This window comes from Bacillus sp. PK6-16, from assembly GCF_056530295.1.
Genome location: NZ_CP096512.1, coordinates 127,049 through 148,075, shown reverse-complemented (window position 1 = coordinate 148,075; position 21,027 = coordinate 127,049). Strand labels below are relative to the sequence as shown.

Below are 21,027 nucleotides of genomic sequence, written 5' to 3'. Positions count from 1 at the left end.
CTTTCCTCTTAGAAAATTTATATTCTGCAATTATCATATAGAGAGAAGTTTTATAGCACAGTTACAATTTAATTTTGTTTAACCACTTTTTTTGTTTTTAGTGTCTTTTTCTGTCCTTTTTCTAGATTATTCATAACTGATTCTCCCTCAATATCTATATTTGGCAATATTTTATCTAACCATTTAGGCAAATACCAAGCCGATTCTCCCATTAAAGTCATAATGGCTGGAACAATAGTCATTCTCACGATAAACGCATCAAAGAGAACACCAAATGTAAGAGCTAGTCCCATCGATTTAATAATCGGGTCTGGAGCTAACATAAATCCAGCAAACACAGCGACCATGATCAATCCAGCTGCTGTAACTACTCCGCCACTGTCTCTCATCCCAGATAGAATAGCTTTTTGAGCATCCTTCGTATGAGAATATTCTTCGCGCATTCTACTTACTAAGAATACCTCATAATCCATTGCTAATCCAAATAATATCCCTACTACAATGACAGGTAAAAAACATAAAACTGGTCCCGCTTCAGGAACCCCGAATAGATTGATGAAATGTCCGTCTTGAAGAACAAATACAACAAAACCTAAAGTGGCGCCTAACGAAAGTAAGAATCCTAGGACTGCTTTTAATGGAACGAAAATAGACCTAAATACAACCACTAAAAGGAGGAATGCAAATCCTACGATTAACAAAGAGAAAGTTGGTAATGCATCATTCAACTTCTGGGATATATCAATATTAACTACTGTTGAACCTGTTACCATCACTTCTAGATGATTTTCTTTTTCTATAGCTTGCGCTTGCGTTCTAATGTCATTTACAAGCTCTTTAGTCTTAGAATCATTAGGACCCGTTTTGGGAACAAGTGAAATCATATATACATTCCCCGAAGCACTAGGAATTGCTGGGCTTACACTTTTGACATTTGATAAATTACTTAACTCAGTTATAGTCTTTGTTATTACTGTTTGTACATCTTGGGTTTGCTTATTAGTTTTAGCCACAATTACTAATGGTGCATGATAACCTGGGCCATATGCCTCTGATAATAAATCATATGCTCTTCGTTCTGTTGTATCTGTCGATTTCATTCCGTTATCTGGTAATCCTAGTTCCATATGGAAGAAAGGTAAACTGATAATCACAAGAAGCGCGATTCCAATCATACTAATACTCAATGGATGTTTTGTTATAAAATTCCCCCATCTATTCGAGCCCTCTTGTTTTTTTTCTAATCGAGGAGTGATTCTTTGTAAAAATTTATTTTTTCTGGACATTGCAATTTTTTGTCCAAGTATCCCCAATAATGCTGGCACTACAATTATTGCAATAAAAATGGAAATTAACACACAAATTGCCGCAGATAGCCCCATCATTGTTAAAAACGGAATTTTAGCAACAGATAAACCTAATAAAGCAATAATCACCGTCACTCCTGCAAATACTACAGCACTACCAGAAGTTGCAGTTGCTATTGCTACCGAATCTTTAACTGAATATCCTTTATTCAATTCCTGTCTGAATCGGGAAATAATAAATAAAGCGTAATCGATTCCTACTGCAAGTCCTAACATGGCAGATAAAGAAAGGGAAAAAGATGCAATATCTACATAGTTTGTCCCTATTAAAATGGTCATTAATCCAATTCCCAACCCAACTATAGCTGTAATGATAGGCATTCCCGCAGCCAAAAAAGATGTAAAGGTAATTGCCAATATTAAAAAGGCAATCAATACTCCAATTCCTTCCGTGATACCTCCAACTTCTATTTTTGAAAAAGCGACATTACCCGCTAAATCAGTTTGGATTCCAGCATCTCGTAGTTTCGTTATTTTCTCTAATATGTTCTGTTTTGAAGATTTCGTAATTTTATCTGCTGCGACATTATAAGTCACAACAGCATATCCGATTTTTTTATTTTCACTTAAGTTACCAAGCTCCATAGGTGTTGCTACAGAGTTCACCATCTTATCCGTTTTGATGTCATTAAGCGTATCTGTAATAACATTAACTACTTTTTCAGATTCCAATGTTTCATTTTTAGGTGCTTTCAATACTAAATGTACTTGACCTCCTGTCTCACCTTGTGTCGGAAACTCTTTTTCAAGTACTTTTCCTGCTTTCTCGGATGGTGTATTAGGTATGGACATATTTTCATTAAAAGATGGTCCCATACTTAAAGCCAAAATAACCATTGCTATTAGCAAGCTTATTGCTCCTACTATTACCTTTCCTCTATTTTTTACTGTCCACTGCCCTAACTTATATAGGTACTTTGCCATAAAATTCTCCTTTTCAAGGCTAGAGTGCTGTTCCTGAGTACAACATCTCTTATATAACCTGTAGTTTGTTACATCCTGTATTTTAATGTACATTCCCAAAAAAAGAATCGTACATATGGGCATGTACGATTGGGCAATTTAATAATTTCCCGAACGGATATACCCCCGTTCTATGGCAACTGCAACTGCTTCTGTTCTAGTGTTTACACCTAGTTTGTTATAAATGTTTGTTAAATGAGCCTTGACTGTTCGTTCAGCAATTCCCATATCAAAGGCTATTTCTTTACTTGGATACCCTTTAGATACAGCCTGTAAAATGAATTGCTCTTTTTCTGTCAGAATAGATTTTTCAAACGGGTTCATCACAATTGGTTTCTTTTCTTTTATATTGAGTAACCGGGTCATAATCGATGATTGCAATAGAGTGTCTCCTCTCACCGCAGATTCAATTGTTCGAAATAAGTCTTCTCTGCTTGTATCCTTTAATAAATATCCTTTAGCGCCTAACTCTATCCCTTTCCTCATTAATTCATCTTCGTTATAAGTCGTTAAAATAATGATTGGAATGAAAATTTGCTGTTTATTTAACGCTTTTATTGTATCAAGCCCATTCATAACAGGCATATTTAAATCGATTAAAATAACATCTGGTTTTTCTTTTTCAATTAACTGGATTGCTATCTCTCCGTTTTCAGCTTCTCCTATTACATGGAACGAATTATTTGTTTCTAAAATTAATTTTAAGCCTTCTCTCACAACCAAATGGTCATCTACTATCAATACCCTATATTTCATTATGCTAATTCCCTTCTATTAAATTGGTACGGTCATATATATTGTAGTCCCTACCCCTAATGTACTATTTATTGTTATTTCACCGCCAACTAGACGTACTCTTTCGTTTAAACCAAGCAATCCATATTTTCCTGAATATTTATCGATTGAATTAACTTTAAATCCAATTCCGTTATCTTCTATAACTATAATTAAATGATTATTAATCTGCTCAATTAAAAGTTTTACATTCTTGGCCTGTGAGTGTTTCGCCACATTGGTTAAACATTCACTTATGATATATAAGCTATGCTCCTTTATTAAATTTGATAAAGGAGCTATTGGTTCAATATTAGATTCTACATGAATTGGCGTTGCATCTTTAAATCTTCTAATCCTCTCTATTACCAGATTATAAAAATCCATATCTTCAACTTCTTTTGTTCGAAGGTCGTCGATTACTTTCCTTGCAGCACTTAGTGTTTCTCTAGCTTGTTGCATAGACTTTTGAATAATTTCTTGAGATCTAATAGTATTGCCATTATGCAAATGGGCATTAACTGCCTCTAATTGCATAATAAGTCCTGCTAACCCTTGTGCTAAGGTATCATGCAGATCCCTTGCCATACGCTGTCTTTCATTTGATAAAGTAAGTTGTTCAACTTTTTGATGAGCTAATTCTAACTCCTGCAAATAATACTCCATACGTAATCTCGCATGAACTTGCCTGTTATAAATGACGGAATAGATAATAACAATCGTTAAAATAAAAAATAAGATGGGAATGAATATTGGTAATTTTTGTGCCCCATAGTTTATTCCAATGGCAAGACAATAAAATGTATAAAATATAAGAAAGACAATAGTCACCTTAAGGTTACTTTGAAATATAGTAATACTTTGGGCTATTAAGATAGGTAGTAAACCAATTAAAACGACAGGAGAGCCTTCAGGAATGAGGAAAGCAGAGACAAATATGAGAACGCCTTGTATTAAGAAATAAGGCCACTTCTGATTTTTAGTAAATGATTCAGAAAACAAATGAAAAAGAATATGCATCAATATGATAAGGGTAAAAGCCATACTTTTCATAAAAAGAGGCCTTCCGATGTACTGTAACACCATTGCTCCTAGGTAAACCAAGATTATCCATAATATAATAGGAATTCTTGAGACCGATATTATATCTGATACATGATAAATAGAATCATTATGTTTGTTTAACTTATACAATATTTTCACCACCTCGTCTCATTATAAATGAGATATTAAAATTTAGCATGCCCAATTGTGCATGCCCACTCGTGTAAATACACTTTCCCATTTGAATACTGAATAGAGCATTTTATAAATTCAATTATTTTTCATTGAAAGAAACTGCAGAAAATAAAAATGAAAATTTCTGTTGTCCTAAAAACGACTGTTTATGGTACTTGTTTGTTTTTTTAACAACAGCGTTAAAAACCCATCCATATCGAGTACCAAAACCCATATCCAAAAACAAAGTTCCTTATTTTAATTTAACAAGGTTTTTGGTACTATTTTAATAGATATATTTAAATAGGGAGAATTCCTGTTTGAAGGTTTTCGGTGGGCTTGCATGTGAAAGAGCCTCTTGGTATGATGCGGGGTGTCAAATTACGAAATTGACCCCTAATTCATAATCAAGGAGGCTTCATATGGATTGTAATCAGAATGAAAAAATTAATCAAGTTACTGAAATGACTCTCGTGATTGGAATGGATATCGCAAAACGAACACACTACGCTAGTTTCATTGATGTCCGAGGACGTGCACTAAAGAAGGCATTTCCAGTTTTACAATCAAAGGAAGGCTTTGAAACTTTTTATCGAAGTGTTTTAGAAGCAATGGAAGAATACAAAAAAACAGATGTAATTGTGGGGATTGAGCCTACTGGACATTATTGGCTGAATCTTGCTTATTTCCTTACGGAGCGAGGGATTCCATTAGTCATGGTAAATCCGATGCATGTGAAGCGTTCCAAAGAGTTAGATGATAATTTACAGACGAAGCATGATGCAAAAGATGCTCTTGTGATTGCTCGTCTTGTGAAAGATGGTCGATTTAGTTATCCACGTATTTTAGCTGGTGTGGAGGCGGAACTTCGTGTAGGGACTACTTTGCGAAATCAGTTTGTAGAAGAACAAATTGCGATACGAAACAAGCTCATTCGCTGGTTAGATCGTTATTTTCCTGAGTTCTCAAAAGTATTTCCTACTTTCGGAAAAACGGCGATGGCAGCGCTAGAATGTACACCGTTACCTTGCGATGTTGTTGGAAAGACAGTAGAAGAGCTTTTACACGATTATCGACAAGTAGAAGGGATTACATCACCACAGAAGCATAAGGTGATGCGGTTAACTCAAATTGCGTTAGATTCGATTGGAGTAACAGAAGGATTAGAGATGGCCCGCGTAGAGATTGCCACATTAGTCCGTCGTTATCGTGAGATTGAGAATGAAATCAAAGAGCTCATGAGTCGCCTTACCAATTTAGCAAAAAACTCTGAGGAATATGAATGGCTATCTACTGTACCAGGTATGGGAGACGCAACGATTATCGAATTATTATCTGAAATTGGAAGTTTTTCATATTATCAGCACCCACGCCAATTAATCAAGCTTGCGGGGTTGACGTTGCGGGAACATTCTTCTGGTCAACATAGAGGACAAAAACGCATCTCTAAACGGGGAAGGAGGCACTTACGTGCACTTCTCTTCCGTGTTATGATGCCGATGGTCCGGTGTAATGAAGCGTTTCGCCAACTACATGTTTATTACACGACAAGGTCTAAAAACCCATTACGTAAAAAGCAATCTATCGTTGTATTGTGTGGGAAATTATTGAAAATATTACATGCACTTAGTACGAAACAAGTGGAATTTGATGCACAGCGGATGATGGCCGATATCCCAAGCCTCGAAGGGGCATTATAACGTTTACTTTCTTTTCATTCGATGACACGGAGTAGCTGACGTAGTTCCGTCCATTTGACCTTGAGTCCCTTAGGGAGTTTTGTTAGCCTCTGCCTTATGATTAGACCGAACGAAGGAATGTAGGCACATGATGCTCAGAGACATGGGAGGGTACGTCATCATAAGTTTGTAGAGCTCCACAGTGCATCACATACAGTTTATTCCCACCAGTTTTATCCAGTGGGAACAGCGTAGCGTATCTAAATTCTGTAAGTGTTTCACATATATATAAATTATTGTTAATCTAGCGTGTCGAAAAAAATTTTTGACACCCCAACAGCGGTTATAACCGTTGATATATAAGCATTTATAGAGGGAGTGAAATAATTTGATTTTTGGTTATGCTCGTGTCAGCACAGAAGAACAAAATCTCGATATGCAAATAGATGCTTTGCAACAATATGGTGTAGAAAGGCTATATCAGGAGAAAATGACAGGAATAAAAAAAGAGCGCCCTCAACTCGAAGAGTTGCTAAAAGTATTACGTAAAGGCGATAAGATAGTTGTTTACAAACTTGATCGAATTTCTCGCTCTACAAAACACCTAATTGAGTTAAGTGAAAAATTCAAAGAACTAGGTGTAGATTTTATTTCTATTCATGACAACATTGATACCTCTAATGCTATGGGAAAATTCTTCTTTCGAATGATGGCAAGTATTGCAGAATTAGAAAGAGATATTATTAGCGAACGTACCAAAACAGGATTAAACGCAGCTAGAGCTCGTGGAAAAAAAGGAGGAAGACCACAAAAACATACTGATAAGGTTGAAATGGCTCTTAAAATGTATCAAAGTAAAGAATATAGGATTAAACAAATTACAGAGGCTACCGGTCTAAGCAAAACAACATTGTATCGATACATTAACAAATAACCTCATTAATTTTATAAATGGAGGAAATGTTATGAGAGGAAAAGAACTTCTCACGCCTGTACAAAGGGAAGAACTATTACATATTTCTGTTGAAACAGAACATGAGTTAGCACTGCATTACACATTTTCTACAGAGGACCTTGAAATCATTAATCAACATCGTAGAGATCACAATCGCTTAGGATTTGCTGTTCAGCTCTGTATCTTAAGATATCCTGGATGTACTGTTACGAATATGTCAGCAATTCCTGAAGGACTCTTAAAGTTTGTTGCTAAACAAATTGGTGTAGACCACACGGTCTATGAAGAATATGCAAAACGAGAACCTACTAGGCGAGAGCACTTAGAAGAAATACGTAAAGAATATGGATATCGTAATTTTACTATTCTTGATTATCGAAGGATTTCTAAATTTCTACAACCATATGCATTAGAAAATGGAAATACAATGTATCTGATTCAAACTGCATTACAAGAACTACGAAAAGAAAAAATCATTTTACCTGCAATACCAACAATAGAACGAGCTGTATGGGAAGTACGTAAGCGCACAGAAGAAAAGATTTTTAAAGTACTAACCGCCTCTTTGACTTCTTCACAACAAGAAAAGTTAGATAGACTACTCCATCCAATGCCTAATACTTCAAAAACTTATTTATCGTGGCTAAGAGAAATCCCTGGCCAATTTTCTCCTGATGCATTTTTAAAAGTAATTGAACGCTTAGATTACATAAGAAGATTGACATTAAAGCTTGACACCAAAGGTTTACATCCAAATCGTATACGACAATTATCTCGAATAGGAGCAAGGTATGAACCCTTCTCGTTTCGACGATTTCACAGTACCAAAAAATATGCGATCATGATTGCATATTTAATAGATTTAACGCAAGACTTGGTTGATCAAGCATTTGAAATTCATGATAAACAAATCATGAATCTTCAACTAAAAGGAAGAAAACAACAAGAAGAAATTCAAAAACAGAATGGAAAATCAGTTAATGAAAAAATCAATCATTACGCGAATTTAGGAACAGCTTTAATTAAAGCTAGACAAGAAAACTTAGATCCATTTTTATTATTAGAAACGGTGATGTCTTGGGATACATTTGTAGCCTCTGTAGAGGAAGCAAAAAAGTTATCTCGTCCTATGAATTATGATTATCTTGATTTATTAGAAAGTCGTTATAATTATTTACGTAAGTATACGCCAACACTACTCAGAACATTAGAATTTCAATCTACCAAGTATGCAAATCCCGTTTTATTAGCTTTAGATACTATCCACGAGTTAAATGAAGCTGGAAAACGAAAAGTTCCAGAAGGTGCTCCATTAAGCTTTGTTTCCAAGCGTTGGGAAAGATATGTATATGATGAAGACGGGAGTATTAATCGACATTTTTACGAATTGGCCGCATTTACTGAACTTCGAAATTATGTACGCTCAGGGGATATTTCTATTGTAGGTAGTAGACAACATAAAGATTTTGATGAATATCTTATTCCACAGCAAGAATGGACAAAGAGTAAAAATATCGGCACCAGGTTAGCGGTCCCGATTCAAGTAGAAGAATACATAAAAGAGCGCACTGAAACCCTTTTGCATCGAATTCAATCTTTTTCTAAAAATGTAAATTCTCTAGAAGGCGTAGATTTAGAAAAAGGAAGTTTGCGTATTCATCGCTTAGAAAGAGATGTCCCAGAAGACGCCAAGAAACTAAGCGCTAAGCTATACAATATGTTACCACGTATAAAACTAACGGATTTATTACTAGAAGTGTCGAATTGGACAAATTTTGAACAGCAACTGATCCACGCATCAACAAATAAACCGCCTAAAGGCGATGAAATTATTATATCTCTTGCTGCAATGATGGCGATGGGAACTAATATTGGTCTAACTAAAATGGCAGATGCTACTCCAGGTATCTCCTATCATCAGTTAGCTCACGCTAGCCAGTGGAGAATGTATGATGATGCTTTTCAACGGGCTCAATCCATACTCGTAAACTTTCAGCATAAAATTCCTTTATCCTCTTATTGGGGAGACGGAACTACTTCATCATCTGATGGAATGAGAGTTCAAATTGGTGTCTCTTCTCTCAGTGCTAGTTTCAATCCACACTATGGGACAGGAAAAGGAGCAACCATCTATCGATTCGTAAGTGATCAATTTTCTTCTTTTTATACAAAAGTGATTAATACAAATGCTAGGGATGCTGTACATGTTATCGATGGATTATTACATCATGAATCTGATTTGGTTATTGAAGAGCATTACACAGATACAGCAGGCTATACTGATCAAGTCTTTGGATTGGCTCATTTATTAGGTTTTCGCTTTGCGCCTCGGTTACGTGATTTAGCCACTTCTAAATTATATACGATTGGATCACCTAAGGAATTCTCAAATATAGATTCCTTAATACGGGGACAAATTAATATGAAGTTAATTTGCGATAATTATGATGATGTTTTACGGTTAGCTCATTCTATCCGAGAAGGTAAAGTATCGGGTGCATTGATTATGGGGAAATTAGGGTCTTATACCCGTCAAAATAAAGTGGCGAAGGCACTAAGAGAAATAGGAAGAATTGAGAAAACAATTTTTATCTTAGATTATCTTTCAGATAAAACAATGCGTAGACGTATTCAACGGGGATTGAATAAAGGGGAAGCTATGAATGCACTTGCTCGAGCTATTTTCTTTGGAAAACATGGTGAATTACGAGAAAGGGCGCTACAAGATCAACTTCAAAGAAGTAGTGCACTAAACCTCCTAATTAATGCAATTAGTGTATGGAATACGGTTTATTTAAGTGAAGCAATAAAAGCTTTAAAGAAAAAAGAAAAATTTGATGAAGAGCTATTAAAACATATTTCCCCATTAGGATGGGAGCATATTAATTTCTTAGGAGAATACCGATTTAATATGAAAGAAATTGCACCTTTAGAATCTCTTCGACCACTACAAACAAATTAACAGTAAAAAGCCGATTGTCCTGAAGTGACCCCCGAAAGTTAGACAGGTCGTTTCATTAGGCAGCCTCTAGGGTATGAGCCCGGTATTGTACTGGGCTCATACCCTTTAATTTTGCCTTAATTCTTTTATGATTATAGTATTCTATATACTTTGCTAATTCTTGTTTGAAATGTGTTATACTTTCAAATTCTTTTCGATACAGAAATTCCGATTTCATAATACCGAAGAAATTTTCAATAACGGCATTGTCATAACAGTTTCCTTTGCGAGACATACTTTGAGTTATGTCACAATTCTTAAGAGAATGGCGGTATTGTTTCATTTGATAGTGCCAACCTTGATCAGAGTGAATGAGGAGTTTATCCGGATCGGTTACACAATAAAGGGCTTGGTCCAACATCGTTGAAACAAGGGAATAGGTCGGTCTGGAACTAATTGTATACGTGATAATTTCACCATTAAATAAATCCAACATTGGTGATAGGTATAACTTCTCCCCAAATAATTTAAACTCCGTAATATCTGTAACCCACTTTTCATTTGGTTTTTCAGCTTGGAAGTTGCGATTTAAAATATTTGGCGCAATTTTCCCAACTGTCCCTTTGTAAGAGCGATATTTTTTCATACGAACCAGACATTTTAACCCTAATTCTTTCATAAGGCGATACACTTTTTTATGATTTACTTTGTGTCCACGATTCATAAGTTCATCACGAATACGACGATAGCCATAACACCCATCGTGTTCATTATAAATAGCTTGAATCAGTTCTTTTACCTCCGCATTTGGATCAGGACGATTAAAACGTTTCATCCAGTAATAGTACGTACTACGTGGAATGTTTGCGAGTTGAAGTAACTCCTTGATAGGAAATTCATGCCTTAACTCGTAGATTACTTGCGCTTTGTCTTGTTTGGTGATTTTTCTTTATTTTGAACTAAGGCATTCAACTTTTTTAAATATGCATTTTCCATACGTAAACGCTCATTTTCCGCTTGTAAGGCTTCGATTGATCTTTCATCTACTGGTTTTGTTTTTTTATCTTTCATGGTTGGACGCCCCTTTTTCTTTAATTGTAGGGCATCCAATCCTCCTGTTTCATAAGCTATTTTCCACTTCCGAAGTGTTTCATAAGACGGTATATTGAAAAGTGCCGCTGTTTCTCTGATAGATGTCCCGTGTTCATTCATATAATAAAGTACATCTAGTTTATACTGGGCTGGGTAGAATGTATAGCACTTTTCAAAGGCCTTTTCACCTTAAGACTCATATCGTCTAATCCACTCACGAAGTACGCTAGGGTTAACTCCTATAGATTTAGCAATTATTTTTCCACTTTCTGTACCATCTAAATATCGTTTCACCGCTTGGATTTTTTCTTTTGAAGAAAATTTAGCTATAAAAAATGCACCTCCAATTGTTAGACTGTGTCTAACAATTGGGGTGCACTTCATCCCTTAGCGTACAGAAAATCGGCTTTTTCTATATGAAAAATCGCTTAGCGTACGAAATTCGCGTTTTGTTGGTGCTACCCCAATAATTGGAATTGATGCTTTCACTTTGCCTAATCCAGCTATAATATGTAATCCAAACCAAATTAAGGCTAAATTCCATACATAGAATACTTAAATTGTATTACCAATTCCATACGCAAATGTACCTTTCGTAAATAATAACCTTAAACTCGTATATTAGGTCATTCCAGTATCAAAGATTAGACTTAAAACTGTATTCATAAGTCCACCAATAATAAGGAAAATATTTGTATAAACTACAATGTTCAATAGGGTTTTATAAGGGGTATCATTCCCAACAAACATCATAAACATCTTATAAATAGCTACTATGAAAAGTTTCCCAACCATAGCACTAGCAAAGCATGATCCAATTCCAGAAATAATTTCTGATTTAAGTGAACTTTGTCCAGCAAGTTCACCCAATTCTTTTTTCATTTTAAGAATCTCAGGTGAGGTATGTATAATATACGCACTTAAACCACCGAGCAGCCTTTGTAACAGCGCTACTAAGAAGAATATTTTCATTCTTTCAAACTGTAATCCAGGAGATGTAATCATTCCAAATAATGATGGCTTTTTCACACCTACATCTTATATTATTCATATTCACTTCCATTATAGTGCCTCCTTTTATTTATATACTCCTCTTAAAGGATGATTCAAACTGTATGAGTAATAGAGATACTTCTCTCTATTACTCTAGTAGACTATTCATAGCGAAGTGCTCCAATTGGATCTAATTTCGCAGCTTTATTCGCTGGAATTAATCCGAAAATAATACCAAGTGTCATTGAGAATAACACGCTCCCAACAACAACTTCCCATGAAACGAGTGGTGGCCATTTTGCGAATGTGGAAACAATATATGCCCCGCCGTACCCAAGACCAATTCCGATTAAACCACCTAGAAGTGTTAACATAACTGCTTCAATTAAAAACTGTAATAAAATTTTACTACGTGTTGCTCCAAGTGCTTTACGTACCCCAATTTCACGCGTACGCTCCGTTACAGATACGAGCATAATGTTCATAACACCGATACCACCAACGACTAGTGAAATACTCGCGATACCACCGATGATCATTGTCATAATACCGGTCATCTTCGAAATACCTTCTTGAATTTCTTTTAAATTCATAACTTCATATTTACCAGTTGCATCAGTTGATTTACGACTGTTTAAGACATCTGCAGCTTTTTTACCTGCTTTTTCTAGATTATCTACATTTTTTGCTTGAACAGAAATATTTTGAATTTCATATTTTCCATACAGTGTCGGCCATAATGAAATTGGAACTAGTGCTTCTGATGGTCCCATTCCCATAAACTCATTATCTGATTTGTAGACACCAATAATTTGCATCGATTGACCTTTCATTTCAATAATTTTACCGACTGGATTGACATCCTTAAACACCTTTTTTTCTATTTGTTTACTAATCATAACAACGTTATTACCTTGATCCACATCTGATTCTTGTAAAGAACGACCCTTTAACAACTTTACTTTATTTACTGCAAAGTACTCACTATCTAATCCAGTAATACTCACCATTTCTTTTTTATCTTCAATATCAAGTGATTCCATGGTTGAATTTATTGTTACGACATGTGCGATTTCTGGAATTTTTTTAATTTCAAAAATGTCTTCTTCAGTTATCTTCGGTGCTTCTACCATTCCCATACCGAAAGGATCGTTTATATCTGCACTATAATGAATCGGAACTGTTTGATTACCTGCCCCAACAAACTGCGATTTCAATGTAGCTTCTCCGCCTTGCCCAATTGCAACGACAGTAATAATCGAACCTACCCCGATAATAATACCGAGCATCGTAAGAGCTGAACGCAGTTTATGAGCTATAATAGAAGACAGGGCAATTTTTATACTATCTAGTAAACTCATACTGCACACCTTCTATCTTCTGTAACTTTCCCGTCTCGCAGTACAATGCGGCGGGAAGAATACGCTGCTTCTGTCCACCTGATAACTCGTTAGGTAAATGATGCACGCAATCTGCCAATCCAACTTTACCTAGTGCCTCCAAATCATGCTTGCGACGCTCCGCTTTCTTCACGCCACCATATACGAGCGGAAGCTCAACATTTCCCACTGCTGAAAGAAGAGGTAGTAAATTAAAATTCTGGAATATAAAGCCAATATATTCATTACGAATTAAAGCAAGCTTTGACTCGTCTGCTGTTAAGATATTCACGTCATTCAGCATATATTCACCTTCTGTTGGACGATCTAAACAACCGATAATATTCATAAACGTCGACTTACCAGAACCAGACGGTCCCATAATCGAAACGAACTCACCGCTCTGAATTGTTAAACTAATACCATGCAAAATTGGCACTGCCAATTTACCTTGATAATATGTTTTAGAAATATTATTTAACGTAATCATTTCTCTTTCACTTCCATTCCGTCATACACGTTGTCGGAAGGATTTTTAACCACCTTTTGCCCCACTGTTGCGCCCTCAACAATCTCTGTCCAGTCTCCATCAGTAGCACCTTTTTTCACATGTTGTTTACGAAGCTTTCCTTTCTCTTCGATATAAACAAATGCATCTTCACCTTTTTCTACAATGCTCTTACTTGGAACAGCAATCATCGTCTTATTCTCTAAATTTACTTGTAAAGAGACGTGATAACCTGAAGATAAGCCATCTTGGCTATCAAGACTTGCTTTATATGTATATTGAGACATATTTTGATTCGCTTCCCCTAAGCTAGCCCCTTGAGCCATCTCTGCACTTGTTGGGAACTCACTTACTTCAGTAATCTTACCTGTCCACTTCTTCTTATTATTTGCTTTCGCAGTTACAGTAAACATTTGATCCTTTTGAATTTGTGATTTTTGAAGCTCTGTTAAAGTCCCTTGAACTTGGAACGGATCTTTAGAAGCTACTTGTAAGAATGCTTTCCCTTGACCACCTAACGCTTGAGATGAACTTTGTGCTGCATCTTTATCTAACTTTTGGACAACACCAGTGAAATTAATATAAATCGTAAGATCTTTTTGTTTTTTACTTAACTCTTCTTTTTGCAACTTCCCTTTTTCTTTCTCAAGATTAGTTGTTTTTTGCTGCATTTCTAACTCACTTACTTGCTCTTCCATTGGGTCTGTTACTTCTTTCCTAGCCCCGCCATCTTTTGCCTTCTTAATTTCTTTCTTCAACGAATCAATCTTCTTTTTACCTTGATCATAACGCATATCAGCCATCTTCTGATCAAGCTCAGCTTGCTTCATTTGAAGATTAATTTCTTCATTATCATAAGAGAATAATTTCATTCCCTTCTCTACCTCTTGTCCTTCTTTCACTGCAATATCTTTCACTTTTCCTTTAGTCGGATCCGCATAGAAACTTTCAATATTCCCTGGCTTCACCTGACCAGAAATTAACCTAGTATTATTAAGCTTGCGCTCTGTCACCTTCTCCAAACTTACAGCATCTACTTTTTTATTTTCTTTCTTCTTTCCTTGTATTAAAAAAATATTAATTGCTATAATAATAGAAAATAGTGTAATAACAACAATAATAATTCTTCCTTTCTTTTTAGTAGAACCCTGAACGTTACTTGATAACATAATTAATCTCCTTAAAAATATTATGTAGATATCTACCTACCCATGAATATAGTATAAGAAAACAGATTGAACCAATATTAAACTGATATAAGAAACAGCATATCCATATTGAGTTTTTAGTGGAACATCATTATTTAAATCATCTTTACTAACTTCTCCTTGTATCGTTAATAACAACTGTTCTCCATGTGGTACAGTTGATGTTAATTTAAACATATTAATCTCCTTATTTTTCTCCTGAATTGTTCCAATTAACCCTACGCCTGGATAATAAATATCAATCCCATCCGTATTATTTTCTGGTTTATAAGTTAAAGATACTTCTCTTTTTTTTCTTGGAATCATCAAATTTTTATCTGAAAATATTGATTTTGATACTAACAACTTATTTTGTGAATATACATTGTTTTTGTCCCCTTCTTTGCTTGCCCATGTTTCTATCAGAAGAAACACATAAATAATGAATATTGTCCAGTTTTTAAAATAAATACTTAAACCAAAACCCATTAAAATAAATAAACCAAATAACGTTTTCTGGATTATGCTATTCTTATAGCCAACTATCTTTAAAATCCAATATCCATCCAAAGGCTTAAACGGAAAAGAATTAACTAAATTTATTAATAAAAATAAATTTAAGACCGCTAGCATCCATTCTTGTCTCACATAAGTTGCAATCCCCCAAAATATTAATCCACCTATAGATCCAATTAATGGCCCACCATAACTAATAAATGCTTTTTCATCTAACGATAATCCTTTTCTTTTAGTTATAACAAAGGCCCCTAAAAAAGGAACAAACGTAGGGGCTGTAATTGGTATTCCCTTATATTTAGCAAATCCAACATGTCCCAACTCGTGAATAAAAATTAATAAGACCAATCCAATTGCAAATTGCCAAGGATACAATAATGTGTAAGCCCACATAGATGCAAACATACTAATTATGGTACCGCCTATTTTCCCCCATTTAATTAACAATAGTAACCCTTTTAATTTGCTAAATAATACAAACACTGTAGCCCCAAATGAACAAAATACGGCAACAAGAAGACGACGTATCCTACTATCTTTTATTTTTTGAAACATTTCTTAATCACCTTTCCCTAGGTTTTAGTCACGATTGGTGTAATATTAGCTTCAAGAAATCCCGCAATAAGTATAAATAATACTGAAACCATGATTAATATCAAAGAATCCTTGATAACATTCTTCCTAGAGTTACCTAACATTTTAGTAATTAACCAATCTGAACTTTTAAATCCAACAGCACCTGCAATAACTAATGCAGGTATCTCTAAAACTCCATGGGGCAAAATAGTAAGACATACTTCATACCAAGAAATATTATTCATTAAAGCAGAAGAGACTACCATGCCCACTATCATTCCATTAGCAATAAGCCAGAAAACACTTATGAAACCGAATGAGAAAAATCCTAAAATTATTGCGAAGATAGAATTTAAGTTATTCATTACAAGATTCTTATATTCCAGTTCGACATGCTTATTACTACTAAAAATAGAAATGAAATCCGGATAAAATATACCTATGGTAAAACTAACAAAATAAATTAGTATTGAGATAATAAAAACGACTCTATTTCTATATAAAATAGTCTTCATTTTATTCCCTCCATAGATGTGACAACTAAAGTTTCAAAATCTTTTTTTAAATTCTCCAGGTCATTATACTCAACATTAAGATTCCCATCGCTTAATACACCAACTCGATTACAAAAATGCTGTGCCAATTCTAATATATGTGTTGTAATTATTACTGCATTTCCTTCTTTAGCATAATTTTTTAAAAAATCCTTCATAAATTTTGCACTTGGTGGATCAAATCCAGTCATAGGTTCATCTAAAATTAATACACGTGGTTTTGTTATTAAAGCACCCACTATTGCTAATTTTTGCTTCATACCATGGGAATAAGTTGTAACCATTGCATCTGCACTTTCTAGTAGTCCTACTAACTTGAGATTTTCTTCTACTAAATCTCTTTTTTTCCCCCGTTCAATTCCCCATAGATCACCCAAAAAATTCAAATATTCCCTTCCTGATAAATAACCATATAAAAATGGAATATCTGGCACATACCCTAACATTTTTTTATATTCACTTGGATATTTGCTTAATGAATATCCAGCCACTTCAATTTCCCCTTCATCTATACTTGTTAACCCTGCAATAACACGAAGCAAAGTTGATTTCCCAGCCCCATTTGCTCCTAAAATGCCATAAACTTCTCCTTCATTAATTTCTAAAGAAACCTTTTTTAGTATTTTTCTCTCACTCAAAGATTTTTCAACTTCGTTCAAAATTAATAGGCTCAACGAATTCCCTCCCAATGTTTAGTTCCTTTCTTATTAATTAACGCAAGACTAATTGATACCATAATTCCGCCGATAACTAAGTACCAAATTATTAATAAACACTGCATTATTAAAAGTGAAATACTATTAAAATGATACAAGGCTAAGAATCCTCCAGCTCCTTGTAATATCAACATCAAATAAATCGTAGACAATATATTCCCAAGCCACACTGCCCGTCTCGATCTTCCAATTTCAAAATAATGCTCCCAATCAAATTTAGGGTAGATAGCTGTTACTCCTACTTGAATACATCCATACGTTATAGAAAATATAAAAATTAAACATATACATGTAATAATCATACTTACAGAAAAAGTGAAAAATGGTAATGCAATTATGATAAATCCGAGATTAAATACCAATAGACAACACACATGTAATATTAATTTTGACCAAAATAATTTTTGTGGTTGTACTCCCCTATGTAGAAATAGATTGATGTTGTTTTTCTCTGAATCAATAGAGGTTATTGGTAATAAACCTTCTCCTAAAAATGAACAGAATAGTTTAGACAGCAAGATACTAATGAATATAACTCCCCAGTATCCAATATTAAATTTTTGCCAAATAACCCCTAATCCCATTACGCCACCAATTATAAAAGCAATCACATAAAACATTTTCAATAAGCGATAACGTGCCATTTCGCTTACTCTCATTAAGCTCTTTATATCTTTATTTAAGATATAATTATGATCAGATGCACTTTTAGCAACTAAATTTTCACATAACTTATATATCCAAAAATTATTTTTCAATGTTCCATCCATTACAAGACTAAACATTGGTTTTATATTTGCATATTTTGTTAACCTTAAAAAATAGCTAAAAACTAAAATAGAGCAAATTATCAATATGGCGAACCAAGTTAAAAATGCAATTTGATTACCTTTAATTAATGATTCCAAGCAATAAACATACCAGTTAGTTGGAATCATTATATTTTTTGCTAATCCTGTTACAAAATCAAATAAAACCTCTATGGTAAGTTCCTTATTAAAAAATAACCAAAAAACAGAAAGAACTACCGTACATCCCATTACAATAATAAAAATGACATTACTAACTATTCGAATAGTTGTTAAGTTCCACTGACGAATAACTTTGTAACCATAAAACCCAACTATACCTGTGAATCCCAGATAAAAAATATAATATAGACATGTAACTATAGGTCCAAACAATAATACAAGTACATTTTCTCCAAATATCCAAGTAGATGCTATGCATATAGGCTCAACTATAAAAATAATTAAAAACACCATATTAAATAGTTTGGTTGAAACAAAGCGATTAATAATAAAAAGAAACTTAGGTGTAGGGCTACGAACTATAATTTCAAAATCTTCTGGTTGTATTGCACGTTCATAAGATTGTATAGTACCAATACATCCAGAAATAAAATGAAATAAAACAATGCTACTTATAACAGGTAGAACTATACTCTCATTTAGTACATCTTTAAAGAGTAGTTCAAATAGTAGGCAAATAAAAGCAATTACTGAAATGAACATTAAGGTTCCAAAAACAGCAATTGCAATAAATATATATTTTTTTGGTTGCCCCTTTATTAAATTACTAGGCATTACAGAAATAAGGCGATTAAATAGTCTTTTTAAATCGACAAGATAGATTCCCCAAAATATTCTTATGTAATTAAGAATGTTCCTCAATGAAGCATTCACCTCTATACCGAATTTTTATAATAAAAGCAATTAAATGTTACTATCTTAATTACATAAGATAATTAGGATAATAATATTTTAATTACTAAAAGAATGATAGATATTATGGAAGCTTTTAACCAAGAAATTTCATGGATAACATTTAATGCAATAATTATTAGTAATGTCGTCCATATAGAGAATGGATCAAAGAGGCTTAAATAAATATTTTTTTCAACCAAAAAACCTTTAATAAATTCAGAAAAATCAGAGCCCATAACAAAACTAAAAATTATAATTCCTATAGCTTTAATTGCACTTGGGATACTAACAAACATAAACAATGAAGTTGTTTGTCTTATACTCCCTTTCCCTAACATTGGAATACACATTAGATGCAGGATTATTGCCCCTAAGAATAAAGACATGATAGTCTGAAATATTGAAAATGAGCATACCAGTATATACATAAGAGATTTAATTCGACCTGATACTCCGAAATTTAAGTCTGAAAAATGACTTGTAAACATGTCCATCATATTAGGTACTATAACCATATACATTAATATGATCGGAATGGTCGCAAGAACAAAAGGCTTCCATACATTTGGCTTTTCTTTTACATTTTCAAAAAATCTTTTAGGGCTAATAAAAAAATCGAACCACTTTACACCACTTACGTTCGAACTACTTGCTGTTTGTATGTTTTCCATTCATAAATCTCCAATACAATATAATTAAAAGAGTTACCAAGTATATTCTTGATAACTCTCTTTTGTTAATACACAAATTTCAGTATAATACTGCTGCTTTTTTACCTTCTTTAAGAAGTCTTCTCTTCGCAATAGCAACTGCCGCTGAGACAGCTGCAGCACCAATTCCAGCTCCTAAAATTGCTCCCGCTAAGCCAATAACCGCACCCATATCAGAAGCCCACTCTAAAGCACTAACAATTCGACCTGCATTTGCTGCGCTAATGTCGTATTGAAGTGTTAAATTAGCAAGACCACCAGAGAATTGATCGAGCACTAGTACTGAGCCTACCACTCCTAAACCTAATGTACCTACTAATACTTTTTTAATTTCCATAAAATAACTCCCTTTCAAAATCAATATAATAATAAGAACGAATATCATCATACAATGATATTCGTTCTTAAATATTTTAAAAAAGACTTTTGACAATATCCTATTTTAATGCGAACATCTTCCTATTTTATGTTAAGATTTATTCCTTTATAAGAATATCTGCTACAAACATTGCAATAGCAAATATTTTTCAAGCTACAACGTAAACGCATTCTAACTTGAATAACAATTTACTCAAAAAAAAAAGGGGGGGGATTTATGTATGCTCAAATGATAAAAGGTATATTAGAAGGCTGCATTTTGGATATCATCTCACATGAAGAAATATACGGCTATGAACTAAATACAAAATTAAATAAATATGGCTTTACGTTTGTAAGTGAAGGAAGTATTTATCCGCTTTTGTTACGTATGCAAAAAAAAAGATTAATAGAGGGAACTTTGAAGATCTCTAATTTAGGGCCTAAACGTAAGTATTATCGTATAACAAAGAAGGGTTTGGAACAATTAGAAGTATTTAAGAAAAATTGGGATATAGTATCAACAGCAGTAAATCATTTACTTAGAAAAAAATGACACCAAAATAAAAATGCTACATTTCTAATTTTTCAGCAAAATCGTAAAGAGGAAAAATTAGAAAAAAGGAAGGCTGAAAAACGAATAAATTACAGTTATTATTCGCTGTATTTTCAGTAATAATTATGTATTCACGTATATTATTAAGTATTAAAATCAATGAGAGCTTATGTCTGGGTGACTGTATACTAGATAAATTTAGTATACAAAACAATAGAATCGTTATTATTATCACCTTTTTTGTATGCTTTTGGATTCAAAATAAATTATTTAAAGGTAC

The 21,027-nt window shown here is 33.9% G+C and carries 15 protein-coding genes and 3 pseudogenes; 4 read left to right on the top strand and 14 right to left on the bottom strand.

Annotation, left to right across the window (positions count from 1 at the left end; translation table 11 throughout):
- Positions 1-68: 68 nt before the first annotated feature.
- From M1D66_RS28065 to M1D66_RS28055, 3 genes are all read right to left on the bottom strand, one after another.
- Positions 69-2,291: an MMPL family transporter gene (locus M1D66_RS28065; RefSeq protein WP_479832030.1), complete on the bottom strand. Its 2,223-nt coding sequence runs from the start codon at positions 2,289-2,291 to the stop codon at positions 69-71.
- 138 nt (positions 2,292-2,429) lie between these two features.
- Positions 2,430-3,086, bottom strand: coding sequence for a response regulator (locus M1D66_RS28060; RefSeq protein WP_242555332.1), 657 nt, complete (start codon positions 3,084-3,086; stop codon positions 2,430-2,432).
- Between the two features lie 18 nt (positions 3,087-3,104).
- Complete coding sequence (locus tag M1D66_RS28055) at positions 3,105-4,157, bottom strand: sensor histidine kinase (RefSeq protein ID WP_242555333.1); 1,053 nt, start codon at positions 4,155-4,157, stop codon at positions 3,105-3,107.
- 587 nt (positions 4,158-4,744) lie between these two features.
- Between M1D66_RS28055 and M1D66_RS28050 the strand changes: the two genes are divergently transcribed.
- The 3 genes from M1D66_RS28050 (at position 4,745) to M1D66_RS28040 (ending at position 9,918) form a co-directional block, all read left to right on the top strand.
- A complete protein-coding gene (locus M1D66_RS28050; RefSeq protein WP_242555133.1) occupies positions 4,745-6,022 on the top strand; it encodes an IS110 family RNA-guided transposase in 1,278 nt (425 codons plus the stop codon).
- Between the two features lie 367 nt (positions 6,023-6,389).
- A complete protein-coding gene (locus M1D66_RS28045) occupies positions 6,390-6,935 on the top strand; it encodes a recombinase family protein (protein ID WP_242555334.1) in 546 nt (181 codons plus the stop codon).
- 31 nt (positions 6,936-6,966) lie between these two features.
- The gene (locus tag M1D66_RS28040) at positions 6,967-9,918 is read left to right on the top strand and encodes a Tn3 family transposase (protein WP_242555335.1); all 2,952 of its coding nucleotides are present in this window, start codon (positions 6,967-6,969) and stop codon (positions 9,916-9,918) included.
- Between the two features lie 55 nt (positions 9,919-9,973).
- Here M1D66_RS28040 and M1D66_RS28035 read toward each other — a convergent pair.
- The 11 genes and pseudogenes from M1D66_RS28035 to M1D66_RS27985 all read right to left on the bottom strand — a co-directional run bounded on the left by M1D66_RS28035 (position 9,974) and on the right by M1D66_RS27985 (position 20,171).
- Positions 9,974-11,319 (bottom strand): annotated as a pseudogene (locus M1D66_RS28035) (IS3 family transposase).
- 135 nt (positions 11,320-11,454) lie between these two features.
- Positions 11,455-12,052: pseudogene (gene yknW / locus M1D66_RS28030) on the bottom strand (YknW family membrane protein); the annotation flags it as partial.
- 91 nt (positions 12,053-12,143) lie between these two features.
- Positions 12,144-13,343, bottom strand: a complete 1,200-nt coding sequence (locus M1D66_RS28025; protein ID WP_242555336.1) for an ABC transporter permease — start codon at positions 13,341-13,343, stop codon at positions 12,144-12,146.
- A pseudogene (locus tag M1D66_RS28020) lies at positions 13,340-13,851 on the bottom strand (ABC transporter ATP-binding protein). Before M1D66_RS28020 ends, M1D66_RS28025 begins: the two are co-directional and overlap by 4 nt.
- Positions 13,848-15,038, bottom strand: coding sequence for an efflux RND transporter periplasmic adaptor subunit (locus tag M1D66_RS28015; protein WP_242555337.1), 1,191 nt, complete (start codon positions 15,036-15,038; stop codon positions 13,848-13,850). The pseudogene M1D66_RS28020 and the gene M1D66_RS28015 overlap by 4 nt, the downstream one beginning before the upstream one ends.
- A gap of 36 nt (positions 15,039-15,074) precedes the next feature.
- Positions 15,075-16,127 carry a site-2 protease family protein gene (locus M1D66_RS28010; protein WP_242555338.1) on the bottom strand — a complete coding sequence of 351 codons (1,053 nt, stop codon included), beginning with the start codon at positions 16,125-16,127 and terminating at the stop codon, positions 15,075-15,077.
- Between the two features lie 17 nt (positions 16,128-16,144).
- Positions 16,145-16,663 carry a stage II sporulation protein M gene (locus M1D66_RS28005; protein ID WP_242555339.1) on the bottom strand — a complete coding sequence of 173 codons (519 nt, stop codon included), beginning with the start codon at positions 16,661-16,663 and terminating at the stop codon, positions 16,145-16,147.
- Positions 16,660-17,376 (bottom strand): ABC transporter ATP-binding protein, encoded by a 717-nt coding sequence (locus M1D66_RS28000; RefSeq protein WP_242555340.1) that lies wholly within the window; start codon positions 17,374-17,376, stop codon positions 16,660-16,662. Before M1D66_RS28000 ends, M1D66_RS28005 begins: the two co-directional genes overlap by 4 nt.
- Complete coding sequence (locus M1D66_RS27995) at positions 17,373-19,091, bottom strand: hypothetical protein (protein ID WP_242555341.1); 1,719 nt, start codon at positions 19,089-19,091, stop codon at positions 17,373-17,375. The genes M1D66_RS28000 and M1D66_RS27995 overlap by 4 nt, the downstream gene beginning before the upstream one ends.
- A 74-nt stretch (positions 19,092-19,165) precedes the next feature.
- Entirely contained in the window at positions 19,166-19,795 is a 630-nt protein-coding gene (locus M1D66_RS27990; RefSeq protein WP_242555342.1) for a YIP1 family protein, read from the bottom strand.
- 79 nt (positions 19,796-19,874) lie between these two features.
- Positions 19,875-20,171, bottom strand: a complete 297-nt coding sequence (locus tag M1D66_RS27985) for an uberolysin/carnocyclin family circular bacteriocin (protein WP_242555343.1) — start codon at positions 20,169-20,171, stop codon at positions 19,875-19,877.
- 258 nt (positions 20,172-20,429) lie between these two features.
- On the opposite strand from M1D66_RS27985, the gene M1D66_RS27980 reads away from it, so the two are divergent.
- Positions 20,430-20,747, top strand: coding sequence for a PadR family transcriptional regulator (locus M1D66_RS27980; protein ID WP_242555344.1), 318 nt, complete (start codon positions 20,430-20,432; stop codon positions 20,745-20,747).
- The last annotated feature ends 280 nt before the right edge of the window (positions 20,748-21,027 follow it).

What these genes read in the sequence shown, in the direction of transcription:
- M1D66_RS28065 (WP_479832030.1), bottom strand. Translation starts at nt 2,291, where the DNA reads ATGGCAAAGTACCTATATAAGTTAGGGCAGTGGACAGTAAAAAATAGA.
- M1D66_RS28060 (WP_242555332.1), bottom strand. Translation starts at nt 3,086, where the DNA reads ATGAAATATAGGGTATTGATAGTAGATGACCATTTGGTTGTGAGAGAA.
- M1D66_RS28055 (WP_242555333.1), bottom strand. Translation starts at nt 4,157, where the DNA reads ATGAAAAGTATGGCTTTTACCCTTATCATATTGATGCATATTCTTTTT.
- M1D66_RS28050 (WP_242555133.1), top strand. Translation starts at nt 4,745, where the DNA reads ATGGATTGTAATCAGAATGAAAAAATTAATCAAGTTACTGAAATGACT.
- M1D66_RS28040 (WP_242555335.1), top strand. Translation starts at nt 6,967, where the DNA reads ATGAGAGGAAAAGAACTTCTCACGCCTGTACAAAGGGAAGAACTATTA.
- M1D66_RS28025 (WP_242555336.1), bottom strand. Translation starts at nt 13,343, where the DNA reads ATGAGTTTACTAGATAGTATAAAAATTGCCCTGTCTTCTATTATAGCT.
- M1D66_RS28015 (WP_242555337.1), bottom strand. Translation starts at nt 15,038, where the DNA reads ATGTTATCAAGTAACGTTCAGGGTTCTACTAAAAAGAAAGGAAGAATT.
- M1D66_RS28010 (WP_242555338.1), bottom strand. Translation starts at nt 16,127, where the DNA reads ATGTTTCAAAAAATAAAAGATAGTAGGATACGTCGTCTTCTTGTTGCC.
- M1D66_RS28005 (WP_242555339.1), bottom strand. Translation starts at nt 16,663, where the DNA reads ATGAAGACTATTTTATATAGAAATAGAGTCGTTTTTATTATCTCAATA.
- M1D66_RS27990 (WP_242555342.1), bottom strand. Translation starts at nt 19,795, where the DNA reads ATGGAAAACATACAAACAGCAAGTAGTTCGAACGTAAGTGGTGTAAAG.
- M1D66_RS27985 (WP_242555343.1), bottom strand. Translation starts at nt 20,171, where the DNA reads ATGGAAATTAAAAAAGTATTAGTAGGTACATTAGGTTTAGGAGTGGTA.
- M1D66_RS27980 (WP_242555344.1), top strand. Translation starts at nt 20,430, where the DNA reads ATGTATGCTCAAATGATAAAAGGTATATTAGAAGGCTGCATTTTGGAT.